The sequence below is a fragment of the Pirellulales bacterium genome, assembly GCA_035546535.1.
In the GTDB taxonomy this organism is placed as follows: Bacteria; Planctomycetota; Planctomycetia; order Pirellulales; family JACPPG01; genus JACPPG01.
The window spans coordinates 1-16,946 of record DASZWQ010000085.1; the positions used below are offsets into that span (position 1 = coordinate 1).

The window sequence follows — 16,946 nt, forward strand, 5'->3', positions numbered from 1 at the left end:
ACTTGCCGCAGACCCACACCGTGTCGACGGCCACCTCAGGCGGCCTGTCGGTACGCACGTTCACCCTGAGCAGCCACAAGTTGCTCGACGCCAAGTGACGTTGTTGCAAGGTAACCCGTCAGCGAAGAAACCGAGAGCCGCGATCGCGCGACCGCTCAGAATCTCGTGTAAGATGGCTTGCGGTCCGATACACGGAACATCAGATCACGCGAGCTGCGGAGGTGAGCCATGCAACGTGCGCCGCTTTGTGGACTGTCGGTCCTGGCTATGCTGGTAGCGTCCTACTCATGCGGCGTTTTTGCCGCTGAGCCGGGCCCCGATCCGAATAAGCTGATTGGCCGGTTGGTCGATGCCCAGGGCCAACCGATCGCCGGCGCTCAGGTTTCGCAACACGATATCACCTGCCGCCCCATCTCCGCAGCGCTGCCGATCATCACCGATAGCGCCGGTAACTTCGAACTGCCCTCGACCCCCGGAGCGCCTTTGCACGTCGCTGAATTGGCTGCGCTTGCGGTCGTGACCGCGGCGGGCAATTACTTCGAAGTCAACACGCCCGTGATGCCCGAGGCGGCTGGCCGAATTGAAATTCCGATCCCCACGCTATTGACGGCGCAGGCCAAGGCGCCCGACAAGGTGGGCATTGGCGAATTGGCGGGCGTGGTCGTCGATCAGGACGGAAATCCGCTCGCGGATGTCGAAGTACACCCGTGGGATTGGTACCCGCGCTACCGCACGAAGACCAACAAGGACGGCGTCTTTCGCGTTCCGCTATTAGGGCGCGGGGCCAAGGTGGAAGTCCGCTTCAAGAAAGAGGGATTCTCGCCCGAGACGTTTATTCACGCACCGACCGGCACGCCCGGCTGGGTCGTCGCGCTCGGCAAAGAAACATCGATCTCGGGCACCGTGCGCGATGCCGACGGAAAACCGGCCGCCGGCGCTTTGATTCGCGCCAATCAGGGACCGAAGTCGGCTGACGGGGTGATGATCACGACAATCTGGACCGAAACCAAGAGCGACGATCAGGGCCGCTATCAGCTTTTTCTGCAGCCTGACGTCTACGAACTGCTGATCAGGACCCCCGAGCAAGGCGTCCTGCACCAGACCAACGTGGTGGTCGCGCGCGGCTCCGCCGAGCGCGACCTGGAGCTGGCTGCGGGCGTTGCATTTCGCGCCGTCGTTGTCGACGCGCAAACCGAGGAACCGGTCGCCGGCGTTCGACTGTGGAATCGGCAGCACAAGGACGTCGAAGGCCGCTCGAATGCCGATGGCCTGGTGATCATACCTGGCATGCTCCCCGGTACATTCGAGTTCAGCATCGACGCTCCCAGCTATCGTCGCTGGTGGAGCGAGGAAGCGAAGAGCCCTTGGAACCGGCGCTCGGTTGCCAAGCCGGAACTGAAGTGGCAGCGAAATTTCGACCACCTCGATTTCGATCTGCGACCCGGCATGCCGACGGCCAAAATCTTCGTCGAGAAGGGGGTGCGCATCCGCGGGCGCGTGGTCGACCCCGACGGTCGGCCGGTCGCCGGCGCAACCGCGGCGCCGGCCCTGACGGGCAGTGGCAACTCGCTGACGGGCGACACGCGTTTCAGCGTACCAACCAAGGCCGACGGCAGTTTTGAAATGCTACTGCCGGCCAGCAATGACGCGCAATACAACCTGGTTGCCCACGACGGCAAATACGAGGAGTGGCGCAAATGGGCCAACGGTGTCTTGCCGCCGTTCACGACCGTGCCGGGACAGGAAATCGACGACGTCGAAATCCGACTCACCCGCGGCGCCACGGTGCGCGGCCAAGTGGTCGATGCCAAGGGCAAGCCGGTCCCATTCTGCGAGGTGCGGGCTCACGCGGCTGACCTCTTGGAAAATCGATATTACGATCCCACGGTCAAAACCGGCGCCAACGGCAAATTCGAGCTCATGTTCATTCGTCCCGGCAAACAGTTCATTCAATGCGCCCCGCTGTTCCTGCTCGCTCGGGACGCGCCCGCCAAATCGAGCGTGGAGTTGAAGCTCGCCGAAGGACAATCGGTCGACGACGTCGAGCTGGTGACCGGCGGCCCGCCGGCGCAACTGCAGCTGAAATAACAGACGCAATTTGTCGTAAACGAGGCACCAGGAGAAATCCAAATGAGAACTAGCGCGCGGCATATCCTCGTCATGGCATTACTGGCGTACTGGGGTCTTGCCGGCGCCGCGACGTCCTCGAAAGCAGCCCCCGTGGTTTTTAGCCTCGACAGTGCGCAAAGCACCATCACACTTTCGGTGCAAGCGGAAGGCGGAACCGTGGTCTCGACGGCCCAGACTCCAGGGAGCGACACGACGAGCCTTTCAGGCACGTTCGATATTGATCTGGAACCAGGGTCGATCCAGTTTTTGTCAACCAACGATACGCATTTCGCGCTGCAGTCGGTTCCGCAGGCCCCGCTCGCGAATGCATCGCCTGGCACGGCTCCCGCCCAATATGGACTAAGCATTGCCCTCAGCGGCATAGCTACCGGCGTCGTTGCAGCGCGCGATTATGTGGCCGACGCTACCAGTGGCGTTCTCCCGCTCGCCAACGGTGCGTTTGATGCAACCGGGGTATCGCTCGGCGTGTCCGCCGGCACGACGTCCTATAATCTCGTCGTCTTAGGCTCGCCTCTGGTGGGAACCTTCGGCGACCTGATTCCAGTGCCAAACCAGCTGCCGGGCGGCACGCTCACACGTTCCGGCGACGTCTATACGCTGACTGCGCCGATTTTGGCAATGGGTTCGATCGACGCCAACGGAATCGCGCTGTTCGACGTATTCACGGGCCAGGTCGTGGCCACGGCCGTTGTGCCGGAACCATCGAGCTTGCTACTTGCCACGTCTATTATTGTGCCGTTGCTAGAGTTGGGCCGGCGGCGGCGCAGATGCTGACTTCAGTTCGCGCACACGCGCCTCAGACGATTTGCCGGTGCGATCCTCGAATATCGGTCGCGGTTTTAGTGTAGAATGACAGGCCCCATTACCGCTCGCTTCCCGCCCGGCCTCATGCGATTGCTGAATCCAATCATCACGATGCGTGTGCTGTCTTTACTCCTAGCGGTGTGTGCCTGTGCAGTACCCACACTGGCCGCGGAGAACTGGCCCGAGTTTCGCGGCCCACGCGGCGACGGCACCTCGACGTCCGTGGGGCTGCCGACCGAGTGGAGCGAGACCGAGCACATCAAGTGGAAGACGCCGATCCACGATCGCGGCTGGTCTTCGCCGGTCATCTGGAACCAGCAGATCTGGCTGACCACCGCCACGCGCGACGGCAAGCAGTTGTTCGCCGTGTGCGTCGACCGCGACACCGGCAAGATCACGCACGACCTTCTGCTGTTCGAAATCGCCGAGCCGCAGTTCTGTCACGCCTTTAATAGTTACGCCTCGCCGACGCCGGCCATCGAAGAGGGACGCGTGTATGTCCATTTCGGATCGGCCGGCACCGCCTGCATCGACACCGAGACCGGCAAGACCCTATGGACGCGACAGGACTTGCCGTGCAATCACTTTCGCGGCGCCGGCTCGTCCCCCATCCTTTACGGCAACTTGCTGGTCGTGGCCTACGATGGATTCGATTTCAATTATGTCGTCGCCTTCGACAAACGGACGGGCAAGACCGCCTGGCAGCGCGACCGCAACATCGCTTATGAAAACGATGATGGTGACCAGCATAAGGCCTATTGCACGGCGCAAATCATCGAGGTCGACGGCCGGCCGCAACTGGTTTATCCGAGCGCCGGCGCGACGATCGCTTATGAACCGAACACGGGCGAAGAGATCTGGCGCGTGCAGCACGGCGGCATGAATGCCGCGGCGCGCCCGCTCTTTGGCAACGGCCGACTGTACCTGAACACCGCCGATGGCGGCTTCAAGCTGTTCGCCCTGCGCACCGGCGGCACCGGGGACGTGACCGATACGCACGTCGAATGGAAGTGCAAGGAGGGCGTTCCCAGCCGCCCCTCGCAGTTGCTCATCGGCGAGCGGATTTTCATGGTCCACGATCGGGGCGTGGCCACGTGCCTGGACGCGAATACCGGCAAGCCAATCTGGCAAAAGCGGTTGGGGGGCGATTTTTCGGCCTCGCCGGTATCGGCGGCTGGCAAGATTTACTTTCCCAGCCAGGACGGCCGCACGTTTGTCGTGGCGGCTGACGATAATTTCCAACTGTTGGCCACAAACACGCTGGATATTGGCTGCATGGCCTCGCCGGCTGTGTATGATAAGGCCTTGTTCCTGCGCACGGAGGCAAACCTGTACCGTATCGAGGATTGAGAGCCCTCGGTTAAAACTCAATCGATCGCGGGGCGGCGATCCCAAGTAGCTGCAAGCGTCCGATCAGGCGGTCAGGCGCGGCAGCGGAGTTCGACGATGACCGCCGTGCTGCGCGAATGCCTTTCCGCCTGTCGGAGTTCGGCCGAGATCCGGCAAGATTCTCTTGCCACTTCGCGTTTCGTCCCGCACCCGCCTGTGCCCGCTGATCCGCACAGTATTTCACGGCGCGCGTTCGTCCTGGCCGGCGCCTATGTGCTGTCGTCGCTGCGTCCGTCGTCGCTTCGCGCACAAGACGCGTCACAGCCGCCGCGGGTCCGCAATCCGCGCATCTTGTTCATCACCAGTCCGGACGAGCCGGAGTGCGACAAGGAGCTGGCCCGGCTGCGCGCTCCGGGCGCAGACTTCGCGCGCTTGCAATCGGTCGGCTGGAAAATCGGCGCCGGCCCGGAAAATCATTTGCAGATCGTGGATCGCTCGGCCATTCCCGAGCTGGTCTCTCAGTTGGACGTGAAGCACTATCCGACCGTGGCCTGCATTGATGGAGAGCGCATCGTCCGCTCGTTTCAGGCGGGCTGCACGACCCCCTTGGATATGTGGACCTTTGGCTGGCTGGCCAAAGGGATCGACGAGCGACCAGCCAGCAGCCCGACCGAGGCGGCGCGCGCCGAGACGACGGGGCATTATCCGTTGCGCGGAAATCATTGGTCGGTCGACGGCGACTGGTCCCCCACGCGCGAAACCGTGATCAACCACTTGCGCGGGCCCGCGCACGCCCGGTACTTGAATGCCTCGCAAGAGATCGAAAAGTGGTCGTACGAAGAGTTGCGCTCGTTGCACGATCACCTGCACGAAACGTACGGCGGCGGTGTCTCCGCCTCGGCGCAGCGCGCGAAATCATCCTCCAACGCGAATTCCTTCAGCGCCAGCCGCAAGATACTGGGGCACTAGAGAACGTCACGACTTCCATAGCGGCAACGGCGCGAACTCGCCGGCCAGTACATCCGCGGGCCGCACGTCGAGCCAGCCATCGAGCACGGTCGCGTACACCTGGCGAAAATCAACCGCCATGCGGACATCTCCTTCGACCAGATCGCCCAGGTTCGGCGTCGGGCCGATAATTCCCCCGGCGACGCCGTCTCCGGCGAGAAACACGGGGCCGGCGGCGCCGTGGTCGGTGCCCGCCGAATCGTTTTCCGCCGCGCGGCGACCGAACTCGCTAAACGCCAACACCAGCACACGGTCCGACAACCCGCTGGCGGCCATGTCGTCGAGAAACCCCTTGAGAGCCGCCGCCAAAGTGCGTAGCAACTGCGCGTGTTCATTCAGTTGCACGGCATGCGTGTCGTAACCACTTTGCGACGCATAGAAAACCCGCGCAGGGCTGTCCGCCTTGAGCAGCGCCGAGATGACTTTCAACTGTTGCGCCAGTCGCGAGTCGCCATAGCCGCCGGCGGCCTTCTGCGGCTCGCGCGTCACGGCCGTCAGACGTTCGGCCGTCGTGAACGCTTCGTCGTTGGCCCGAGCGACTAATTGTGCCAGATCGCTCGCCCCCACGGGTTCGGTCGCCGCGGCGCGCAACATCTCGGCCGGCACCGCGAGCGACAAATCATCGAGCGAAGAAATCGCGGCCGTGGTCGAACGGCGCCCCCACAGAGCCACGGGCACCGCCCCGGCGCCGGCATAAACAGCATCGGGCGAAGTCTCGGGCGCAGCGCGCTGATCCAAGCACCGCCCCAGCCAGCCATATTGACCGTGATCAGATTCTTCGAGCCGTGCCGCGTGCCAGATGGCCATGCTGCGAAAGTGCGACCGATTCGGGTTCGGATAGCCCACGCCTTGCACGATCGACAGCCGCTTGTCCTCGAACAGCTTGCCCGCCGACTTGAGCGAAGGATGCAGCGCCACGTCGTCCGAAAGCTTGATAAGCTGCTCGGGCTTGATGGCCAGCTTCGGTCGCAAGCGCGCATAGTTCTCGTCGCGAAACGGTACGACCGTGTTCAATCCGTCATTGCCGCCATCGAGCTGGATGATGACCAGCACGCGCCGGTCGCGCTGCGGCTCCGTGGCCCGGGCGGCTCGGGTCAAAAAAGCCGGTACGCAAGGGGCCAGTGATAAAAGCGCCGACTGTTTGAGCAATTCGCGTCGCGTGAGCATAAGAACCTCCAAGTGCGCCCTATTCCTACCCTAGATACGCCTCAGGACGAGATAACAACAACAAGACGGTCGTGGCCAGCGGCGAGCGCTGTGGAGTGGCGGCGCGCATCGCCTCCTGCACGACGAGCTCGATCGTTTCTGTAGCGAGTCCTCCGTACAGCAACTCGCCCAGCCAACGCGTGGCCCCGGCGAGATCCGTGGTGCTGGCATGTCGCTCGACGAGCGCGGCGACGTCGGGCGGCGTGTTGTCGTGGGTCAAACGTCCGTCGACCAGCGCCGCCGCAAAGCCACTGCGTGCCACGATCGCCGAAGAGCTCAGCCACGATTTCCCTTCGTTCCAACCGCCCACGTTGGGTGGGTAAAACAGGTCCTGCCCCATGCGGCCTGCCGCGTCGGCCAGGAGCAACGTGCTGGGCGGTTGCGCAAAGCATTCCAAGGCACGCACGGCGCCCGCGATGTATTCCGGTGGGCCCACGATGCGAGTGCCGATCGCATCGTCGGAAAAAAAACGCTGCGAGCGCAGCACCGTCTCCACGCCCCAGGACACGTCCAGATCGCGCTCGCGCAAACCCGCGGCGAGCGCCTCGAGCGCCGCAGGCTCAACGCCCGACTCGCCGAGAAACGTGCGACAGATTCGCCAGGCCAGGCGGTGGGCCGTAGCCGGGTGCGCAAGCACGATCGTCAATAGGTCATCGCCCGTGAATTTTCCACTCCGACCGAGGATCGTTTTTTCGCCGTCGTCGTGAGATTTCTCGTCGTTGTGGAACTCGGAACCGACGACCCGCCAACCGGTCAGCGCGCGCGCCGCTTGTTGCACGTCCTCTTCGCTGTAATGACCGATGCCCAGCGTAAACAGCTCGAGCAGCTCGCGGCCGAGATTCTCGTTGGCGTGGCCGGCCCGATTCTTGTCGGCGTCGAGCCACACGAGCACGGCCGGCCCCTTGACGATACTGGGCAGGAGCTCGCCAAAGGGCTTACGCGCGCCGGCACGAAAGGCCACGTTCTGGTCGCGCATCATGCCGACGCTGTCGAGCTTCGCATTGCTCGTGGCGAAATGGTTGTGCCACATGAGCGTCAAGCGTTCGGCCAGCGGATCATCGGAGAAGACCATCCGGTAGAACCACCACGCCTTGAGCCGCTGGGGATTGCTCGACGAGACGGCCGCGTCGGCCAGCGCCCGCGACACCGTTTCGAAATCCGCCGGCGCCGCGCCGTAAGCATGGCCGGCCAGAAACCGATCGATCGAGGCTTGCGGACCGTCGGCCAGATCGCGTGCCAGTTCGCTCCAGGTGCCCGCAAAACCGGCGCGGCGGTGCAAGTGAACGACGCGGCGCAAATTCCACGGCGCCGCGGCCGACGGTTCGTACCGCGGCCAGCAAGCCGCCAGGTCCGCTTGTTGCGATGCATGGGCCATACGCATGTCCTTCGAGACTGCAGCCGTTAGGGACGCTGGTCGTCGTACTTGAACTCGCCCAGGTCGATGGTGCCGGTGGCCGGGGCCACGAACTCGCGCTCCATGGAAAGCGAGCCCTTTCGCGCGCCCAGCAGGTGGTAGGTAGCGCCGGGAATCAGCGCCGGCAACGTCACGCGACCGTCGGCATCGGTACCGGGTCCGTGGATGTAATTCACGCGATCAAGATTGGCGACGAAGTCCGCGTCGGCAGCCATTTCTCCCATTCGCTGCGCAATCGAGTTGTAAGCGAAGCCTCCCGGCTTGATCACGACCTGCAAACTAGGGTGCATCTCTTGCTTCGGACTACCATCCGGCGCCACGAAGCGCGCCGTTGCTTCGACGCACGGGTGCAGCACCACGGTGCAGCCATCGTCGCTGGCCTTCAGTTTGACGGCCGCGCCCAGGCGTCGCTTCGGCTCCAGAACGTAAACCGGGTATTCCTGGTCGGCTTCCAGCCCGGAAAGTTCGAAGCGGTCTCCCGATGTCGGCTCCGTGTAAGCGTTCCAGTGCAGCCAGAACGGACGAATGTTCAGGCCGCTGACCACCAGAGTGTCCTCGACCGGTTGCCCCTGCTCGTCGACGATGTGGCCATGAATCGTGGCGCCGCGCGCAAGCGCGATCTTTACTTCGAGCGGTTCCTGATTGGGCTGCGGATCAACCTTCTCGATGGCATGCGCGTAACTGCGCTGTCCGCCGCGCTTCGAGGCATACAACTCGCGGCTACCGATTTCGCGCAAGATGTAGGAATTTCCCGGCCCATGCACCAATAACCGGCCCGGTCCAGGCAAGACGACGATTTCGAAGCGGCCGGAATCATCCGAAGGGCGCATGTCCTGCCAGCCCGTGAGAATCTGGTCACTGACATTCCGGTTGTTCTCGCTTTCCGGAATGTATTGCACGGCGGCGCCGGCGATCGGTTTCCCCGTGTCCGCCTCGACGATCGTGCCGCGCACGATCACGCCGCGCGCCAGCTTGACGTCGACCTTGCGCACCCGCTCGCCCGATTGCCACTGGATCGCTTCTTCCAGTCGCGTCTTGTAGTTCAGATAAGGTGTGTGGGCTGGACCAAAGGCATTAACGCCGAAGCGGATGCCCGAGTGAGGGTTGATGCGATAATGCCCCTGGTCGTCGGTTTCGCCCTTGACCGTCGACATCGAGCCGAACTGCTGCTGGCTGGCCCAGATCGAAACCTTGGCGTGCGGCGCCGGCTCGCCCGTGTCGGCATAGCGCACCGTCCCCTCGAACCACTGCGCGGGGGCAAGCGCCAGCACGATCTCCTCGCCCGGCTTCACATTTTTCACAAGCGAGCGATACGTGGCATCGTTCTTGGAGCGCTCTTCCGCCTGTCCGGAGTTGAGCGTCACGTTTTGGGGCGCGAACTGCTCGGTGCCCGGCACGTCGAGATGGATTCCGTGGCCCTGGGGCACGCCATGAATCTCGAAGCGCCCCTCGGCGTCGGTAGCCGACAAGGTCGGCCACGCGGCCGGATAGGTCTCGGCCTGGAAAAAGGAGACGGCGTCCGTCCACCTCTCATCGCCCGATCGCGGCATGATCGCCTGCAGCTTCATTGCTACGCCCGCGCCCGGTTGGCCATCGACGTTCACGACTCGGCCGCGGACTTTCTCCTCGGGCGAGAGCTTCAGTTCGACTTCCAACTGGCCATCGTCCGGCTTGAACGTCGCGTATCCCAGGCCCAGGCCCGAGGCTCGCGCGATCAGATGGGCCTGGCGATGAGTTTTTGACGAGAGCTTGGGAAAACTGAACGCGAATCGCCCTTCCGCGTCGCTTTTTCCTTGGGCGGGAACTTCCGCCTTCTGACCTATGAAACCGCCGACCTCGGGCGCAATGCGCAAGGCAATGATCGCCACGTCGGCGCCGGCGATCGGCTGGCCATCGGTATTAACGATGCGGCCGCGCACGTGGGCCGTGTCATCCGTATCGGCAGCTTTCGTTGCTGAGACCTTGGAATTGTCAGCAGTCGCGTTGCCGGCTTGCTTTTCGTCGTTGCTGGACTCCGTAATCACGAATGCGAGCGGCACCGGCTCCGTGCGCGGAGTGCTACCCTGGGCAATCGCGCCTGTCGTCGCAGTTCGCTTAACCGCCGGGCGCTCTTTCTTCGAGATATCGATCTCGCCCAGGTCGATCGTCTCCCCGGCAGCCACGGACAGACTATCGGCCAGGAAGTACGTCTTCGCGGACTGGTCTGTCGCAAAGATACGGTACGTGCCGCCAGGCAACACACCGCGTACAACAAACCGACCTTGCTCGTCGGTCATCGCAGGTTCGAGCGTGTGCCCCGAAGTGCGCTTCATCGAAACATCGCATTCGATCTTTGCACCGCGTAGCGGCTCTCCGTCCTTGGTGAGCAATCGTCCCTGGACCGTGCTGCACGGCTCGAGCACAAGCTTGGCCGGACCGGGCCAGTCGTTCTTCCACGTGACTTGCTGCGCCTTGCCCAGATTGCGTGCCGCGTGATAGGCCATTGCCCATCGATCCTCATTCGGCGCGAGCCCGACGACCTCGACACGGCTCTTCGCATTCTCGACGCGCCGCGGCGCCAATCCCCACCACACCGTCGCGCCCGACACCGGTTGGTCGGCCGTATCGACCAGGTCAACGGCCAGCCACTTGCCGCCGGCCAGCACGAAGTCGACGGTCGCCACTTCCTGTCCGGCACGGATCGTGACATCTTTCACGGCCGTCACATTCTGGCTGCGCGGCACGTAGAGCTGCGAAATCTCTTGAAACTCCTCGTTACTGGGCAAATCCTTGATCGCGTCGATACCCTGCCCCGATGGAACCGGAACGTTACTGGCGACGAGCACCTCGACCAGACCGCGTCCGGGCAGGCCGACGATGCGGTAACGCCCGTCTTCGTCATTCATGTGCCCCTCGTAACTGTCGGCGAGGACGCGCTCGTGAAACTCGGGCCAATCCTTGATCGTGGGATTGTCAGGCCACGGCAGATAGTAGATCCGCGCCCTCGCGGCAGCTCCGGTCTGCTCGAGCGTGACGCGCCCGCTGATCCACACGCCGCGGCGCAGTTCGAGGTCGAGCTTCACCGGCGCAAAATCGTTGGCCGTCGGCACGTCGAACTCGCGCACGAAGTACGGCTCGTCTTTCGGCGGCACGACGATCACGCGGTTCCCCTTGCCACGCGGCATTCCCTCGAGCCGATAACGCCCGTCGCGATCCGCGAGCGCGCCCACCTTCCGGGCATTGGCCCCGTTGGGCTCGCCCGCAAATTTCTGGCTGTAGACATGGGCACCCGCGATAGGCTGGCCGGACTTCGCATCGCGGACGATGCCTTCGATCGTCTGCGAGGGCTCGGCGACGTATTGGAATTTGGCGCCATAATAAGCTTCGGTCCGATTGTGCGTGACCCCGGCCCCGTCAACGCGAATCGGCTCCATGGCCCGTGTCACGACGTGAATCGATTGCGCCGCCATTCGAGCGCCCGACAGTTGCAACGTCGCCAGTCGGTCTCGGCCGAGCCCTTCAAGACGGAACCGGCCGTCATCATCGGTCGTCACTTCGGTCGACAGGGGCAAGTCGCGACGATAGATCGTCAGCAGGGGCGCCTGCGAGATCGGCCCAGTGCGCAACTGATCGATCCACGCCGCCGGATCCTCAGCCTCGCTGAAGGCCAGCGCTTCGAGCCGGAGTTGCAGTCCCGCGATTGGGAGCCCCTCGAGATCGATCACGCGACCCTCGATCGGCTCATCAGGCACAAGCTTGATCATAAGCGGTTCCGCCGTGTGGCCGGCGTCAGCCACCGCGTAGGCCATCCCATAACCGGAAGCCGCCGCCTGCAGATAAGCTTTCCATGGCTTCGCCTTGGTCTCCGACGAACCCGCGGGCCGAGGACGCTGGATCGCGATCTCAAAGCGGCCGTCAGCATCAGTGCGTGTGTTTCCGCGCGACAAGCGCGATATGACCCTGGCGCCGGCGATCGGTTCGTCTTTCGGTCCTATGACGCGCCCGCGCACCAGGTGCGATTCCGGCCCAGACGCAGCCGCGGCCGGCGCCTCGGCCGGCGGTGGGACGCGATCATCGGTAGTAACACTGGTGGACGGGCCACTAGTGCCACCCGGCAGGGCACCAGTGGCAGCCGACGTTGCCGCACCCGCTGTTGCCGCAGCCACCATCGGAGTCCGCTTGATTGCCGGCCGCTTGTCGCTCGTCGTATCGATTTCGCCCAGATCGATGGTTTCGCCGGGCTGCGGCTCTACCTTCTCGGCAAATTGCACGAGCCTGTTGTGTTCGTTGACGGAAATGTCCCATGCACAGCCCGTCGGAAGATTGGTGACCGTGAACCGCCCCTCCTTGTCGGTCACGCCCGTCGGGAATTCGGGCGTGTGATTCCGCTCGCCGGCGATGCGCAGGTCGAGCTTGTTGAATGCGAGCGGCTGACCATCCTTGCCCAGCAAACGTCCTGTCACCGTAGCGCAAGGAATCAGCCTGGCGGTGACCGCGGCTTCGCCCGCGTCTTGTTTGCATACCACCAGAGCGCAGCCCAGGTTGCGCTCTTTGTGATAGAGAAGCACGCGGCGTTTTTCTTCCGGACGCAGCCCTAGCACATCGAAAGCCGCGGGCAGGTCGCGATCGATGTGCCAATGATAGCGCGGCCACAAGCCGTAGGCTTCGGCACCCGCGATCGCCTGATTCGCAGGATCGACAAGCCGTAGCGGCACTCGCTCGCCCGAAGAGATTTCGAAATCGACCGCCACGCGTGCGTCATTGTCGCCGATATCGAGTTCGCGGACCGCGAGGTTCGAGTCGTCGTGCGGCGAAAGCATGTAGGTGGTCTTGTAGAAAGCTTCGCGCTTGGGCAAGTTCGTGATCTGTTCCAGCCCCTGCTGCGCGGGAGCAGGCATGTTGGTCGGCGCGTCGGAGATCATCGACAGCATCAGGTAGCCACGCCCCGGCAAACCGACAATGCAGTAGTTGCCCTCTTCGTCCGTCTCGTAGCGCCATTGTGGGCCAGGCAGTCGATGAGAGTTGAATTCCGGCAGGTCGGCCATGTGCGGATTGTCGGGGTGCGGAAGGTAGAAGAGTCGGCCGCCCGCGGGCGCGCCGGTGTCCTTGGCCGTGACCCGGCCCGTGATCAGCACGCCCCGATGCAACTCGAGATCGCATTGGACCGCCTCCAGCCGCTCGGAGTTGGGCACGTCGAACTCGCGCATGAAATAAGGTTGCTCGTCGTTGGGAATCGCGGCGATGCGATTGCCCGTGCCGCGCGGCATTCCTTCGAGCCGATAATGGCCGGTGCTGTCGGAAACGGTCTGCAGTCGGAAATCGCCGGAAACCTTGTGGCCTGAGAACGATTCGCTCCAGACTCGCATGCCCGGCAAGGGCTCGCCGGTTTTCGCGTCGCGCACCACGCCCTCGATTGGCGGCGACGGTTCGGCGATGAATTGGAACTTCGCGCCGTAGATCGGCTCGGGCGCGGGCTTGTCGTCGGCGTACCACTTCATGTTGAACGTCGCGATCGGCAGCGTGACCAGTCGCAGGTCGGTCGCCACGACGCCACCGCCCGCCAACTTCAGATTCACAAAGCGATCGCGGCCGATGCCCGTGATGCGAAATCGCCCGTCGGCATCGGTCGTGTATTGTGCGGTATTTGCGAAGCGCGCGCTCTCCTTATCGGTGGTGAGCTCGAAATGCGGTTGACCGTTCGCTTCCGAGTTGTGAAAGGGGACGCCTTCGCGAAGCGCCGTGACCCACGGCGTGAGATCCTGCTTCTCATTCGTAGTAATGCTGAAGATATCGACCTTGGCTCCCGCGACCGGATGGCCTTCGAGGTCGACGATGCGTCCCTCGATTGGCTCATCCGGCACAAGGCGGATCACGGCATGCCTTTCGGCGCCCAGCGCGCTGTATTTGACGCCCGCCATGCCGAAGCCATCGGCGCTGGCCACGATCCGCGCCCGCTTCGACCAATCCGAGGAGTCGCCCTTCCCATACTGCTCGTCGCTGACCTCGATGCGGAAGTTACCCTGTGCGTCCGTCTTGGTCACGTCAGGCTTGCCGCGTGCTTGGAACCAATCCCATCTTTGCCCCTGCACGGCTACATCGGCGCCCTGCACCGGCCGCCCATCCGGATCGAGAACCTGGCCGGTGATGACGGGCTTTACGGCGGCTTTCGGTGGTGTTTGACCATTGCCCGCGGCACTGGTGGACAAGCCACCCGTGGCACCCGTAGTGGGCGCGGCACCCACAGCACTCGAAGCATTCAACCCGGCGGTGGCCGGCTTGCGCGTGATCTCCGGTCGTTCGGACTTCGTGATATCGATCTCGCCGAGGTCGATCGTTTCGCCCGGCGCCACCGAAACGCCCTCGGCGATCGTTACGAACTCACCCCGCGGCGACTGGCAGTGCAGTTCATAGTCGCAGCCCGCGGGCACCATCGTGTTGGTCAGGCGACCGTCCTTGTCGGTACTCTCCCAATACAGGCCCTGGCCCCGCTCACCGACAGCCTCGAAACGCACCACGGCCGGCACCGGCTGCCCCTCGCCGTCGACCAGTCGCATAGCAATCGTGGCGCACGGTTCGAGTTGAACCTTGATGGGCTCGTTACCGGTTTCAGACGCGCGCACAAGCAATGCCTTGCCAAGCCTTCGCTCGTCGTGATGCAAAAACACGCGGCGCTGCTCGTCGGGCCACAGTGCCCGCACTTCGACCGTAGGGCCGGCGTCGTTCTCTTCGTGCACCTGCTCGTCGGGCCACAGGCCACGGGCCGTAACGCCGTCGAGTGGCTGCCCCTCGGGGTCCGTAATTGCAAGCGAAACTCGGATTCCGTCAACTAAGCTGATGTTCGCTGTGACCTCTTTGTCCTTTTCGGTCGGACGAACTTCAACGCCCGCGGTCGGCGATGACTTGGTCGGAGGCAACAGCGCACCAACGCGCGAAAACGCATTGGCGCCTGGCAAATCCTCAATCGCGCGCAGACCCTGCCCCTGCGGATAGGGATGGTCGTCGTTAACGCGAACCGTCACCAGCCCGCGCCCGGGCATGCCGACCAGCCGATAGTTTCCCTCCGCGTCGGTCGCGTGACGATAGAATTGCAGGCCGGGCAAAACTGTTCTCTGGAACTCAGGCAAATTCTGCACGTGCGGATTGTCCGGCCACGGGACGTAGTAGACATGGCCACTTACCGGGCCGCCTGTCGCCGCGTTGGTCACGCGCCCGCTGATCCACAGGCCGCGATGTAACTCCATGTCGAACTTCACCGGCGCGAGACCATCGCCCGTGGGCGCATGGAAATCGCACATGAAGTACGGCTGATCGTCCCCCGGCACGGCCACGATCTTGTTCCCTTCCCCCTTGGGCATGCCCACCAGGCGGTATCGCCCCTCGTCGTCGGCCACCGTTTCCAGCGAATGCACTCCGCCGACCCCCGTGCCGGCGAACGTATCGCTCACGACGCGCACGCGCGGGATCGGCTCGTGCGTCTTGGCGTCACGAATCACACCCTCGATCGGCTGCGACGGTTCGGCCGCGTATTCGAACCGCGCGCCGTAGAGGCTACTATCCGAAATGCCGATCCCGGCGCTGGCGATCTTTTCCATCGGCCGCGAGACGACGTTGACCGTGGCGATGACAATGCCCGCTCCCGAAAGTCGCAAGGCCGCGAGCCGATCGTGCCCTACGCCATCGAGGCGGAAGCGGCCGTCGACGTCGGTTTCGGATTTCAAGGCAAGCGCCGCGACATCTGCATTCAGCGTCTTGTTGGGTGTCGCTTCCCGTTCGGGCGTCGATTCGGTCTTTCGTTGCGAGCCCGCAAGAAAGACCCAATTACTTGTACGGCTGGCCGATTCCTTCGCATACTCGCGCATGCGATCGAGCCAGTTGGAGAGATCATCTGTTTGGTTCGCGCGCAGATTGAGCAACTCGACCTGCACGCCACGGATGGGCTTTCCTTCCAGATCGACGATGCGACCCTCGATCGCTTCTTCCTTGGCCAACCGTAGCGTTGTCTCCTCGCCCGGCTTGACGTCTTCATAGCTGATCCAAGCGGGTCCGAATCCCGGTTTCCATGCCACGATGTTGGCATATTGCCAGCCGCGCGATTCGCCAAGTTCCGGCAGTTGCGACTTGCGATATTCGATCTCGAAGTGACCTGCGGCGTCGGTCTTTGCTCGGGCAATCGGCTCCCGCTTGCTGGAAGAGCGCCAGTAGTATCCGGCCACCATCACGTCCGCACCGGCCGCGGCCTGCCCCGACGGATCAACGACCCGTCCCGTGACGCGGATGGTGTCTCCTACTGGCTCGGGACCGCGCTTGTCTGCCGGCACGGCACTAGCAGGGATAAATGTGCCGGCGGCTCGGTTGGTGTCGGTCGCCGGTTCACCAGAGACGGGCTGCGCCGTCATCGCCTTCATCGCCGGTTTCGAGCCGCCGGAAAATCTACCCGTGGCTTGACCGTTTGCGGCACTGGTGGACGAGCCACCAGGGACACCCGTGTTCGAGAAGCCACCAGTGGCACCCGTGTTCGAGAAGCCACCAGTGGCACCCGCCGTGGGTTGTTTATTCGCAGCGCTCGGAGGCAAAATCACCGTGTCGCCCCGTGGCTGCGCAGCCTTGCCGCCGAAGAGTGCGGCTGCGGCGGCCGACTGCAGACCATTCGTTTTCGCGCCGGCGGCTGTCGTGCTCTTCTTCGGCTCGGGTCGCGTGAGCGTCACATCGCCGACGTCTTTCGTCTCGCCAGCTTCGACCGTGAGATCAGCGAACAGCTGTCCGTAGTTCTCTCCGCCCTGCCCTTCGACCGTGTACTTGCGGCCGGGAATCAGCCCGCGAATCAGGAAGTTGCCGTCGTCGTCGGTCGTGAGAAACAGCTCTGGCTTTTCGCGCGTCGTCGGCACGCCTTGGCCCGATAACTCGACGCGTGACAGCGCGCCACCCTGCTTATCGACCAATCGTCCGCGAATCGCGCCGGCCGGCGCGAGCTGCACGACGAGATTCTCCGGCGGAGGTCCGGCCAGCAAGTAATGGCCCGCCAGGTCGCGTTCGGGGTTATAGAAGAACAGATCGCGGGGCTGGTCCGGATAATAGC

The 16,946-nt window shown here is 63.5% G+C and carries 7 protein-coding genes; 4 read left to right on the top strand and 3 right to left on the bottom strand.

All coding sequences use genetic code 11. The features are described from left to right. The first annotated feature begins 228 nt into the window (after positions 1-228). From VHD36_10995 to VHD36_11010, 4 genes are all read left to right on the top strand, one after another. Positions 229-2,088, top strand: coding sequence for a carboxypeptidase-like regulatory domain-containing protein (locus VHD36_10995; GenBank protein ID HVU87838.1), 1,860 nt, complete (start codon positions 229-231; stop codon positions 2,086-2,088). 42 nt (positions 2,089-2,130) lie between these two features. Beyond that, positions 2,131-2,904 (top strand): hypothetical protein, encoded by a 774-nt coding sequence (locus VHD36_11000; GenBank protein HVU87839.1) that lies wholly within the window; start codon positions 2,131-2,133, stop codon positions 2,902-2,904. 141 nt (positions 2,905-3,045) lie between these two features. Further along, positions 3,046-4,284, top strand: coding sequence for a PQQ-binding-like beta-propeller repeat protein (locus VHD36_11005; GenBank protein HVU87840.1), 1,239 nt, complete (start codon positions 3,046-3,048; stop codon positions 4,282-4,284). A gap of 96 nt (positions 4,285-4,380) precedes the next feature. Next, positions 4,381-5,232 (top strand): hypothetical protein, encoded by an 852-nt coding sequence (locus VHD36_11010; protein HVU87841.1) that lies wholly within the window; start codon positions 4,381-4,383, stop codon positions 5,230-5,232. Positions 5,233-5,238: 6 nt separating this feature from the next. Here the strand turns inward: VHD36_11010 and VHD36_11015 are convergent, their stop codons facing one another. From VHD36_11015 to VHD36_11025, 3 genes are read right to left on the bottom strand one after another with little or no spacing between them, the layout of a single operon-like run. After that, positions 5,239-6,438, bottom strand: coding sequence for a DUF1501 domain-containing protein (locus tag VHD36_11015; GenBank protein ID HVU87842.1), 1,200 nt, complete (start codon positions 6,436-6,438; stop codon positions 5,239-5,241). 25 nt (positions 6,439-6,463) lie between these two features. Continuing rightward, entirely contained in the window at positions 6,464-7,852 is a 1,389-nt protein-coding gene (locus tag VHD36_11020) for a DUF1800 domain-containing protein (protein HVU87843.1), read from the bottom strand. 26 nt (positions 7,853-7,878) lie between these two features. Then, complete coding sequence (locus VHD36_11025; protein HVU87844.1) at positions 7,879-16,878, bottom strand: hypothetical protein; 9,000 nt, start codon at positions 16,876-16,878, stop codon at positions 7,879-7,881. Positions 16,879-16,946 lie beyond the last annotated feature (68 nt).

Coding starts and splice junctions, on each gene's coding strand:
- VHD36_11005 (HVU87840.1), top strand. CDS start 3,046: ATGCGTGTGCTGTCTTTACTCCTAGCGGTGTGTGCCTGTGCAGTACCC.
- VHD36_11015 (HVU87842.1), bottom strand. CDS start 6,438: ATGCTCACGCGACGCGAATTGCTCAAACAGTCGGCGCTTTTATCACTG.
- VHD36_11000 (HVU87839.1), top strand. CDS start 2,131: ATGAGAACTAGCGCGCGGCATATCCTCGTCATGGCATTACTGGCGTAC.
- VHD36_11020 (HVU87843.1), bottom strand. CDS start 7,852: ATGGCCCATGCATCGCAACAAGCGGACCTGGCGGCTTGCTGGCCGCGG.
- VHD36_10995 (HVU87838.1), top strand. CDS start 229: ATGCAACGTGCGCCGCTTTGTGGACTGTCGGTCCTGGCTATGCTGGTA.
- VHD36_11010 (HVU87841.1), top strand. CDS start 4,381: ATGACCGCCGTGCTGCGCGAATGCCTTTCCGCCTGTCGGAGTTCGGCC.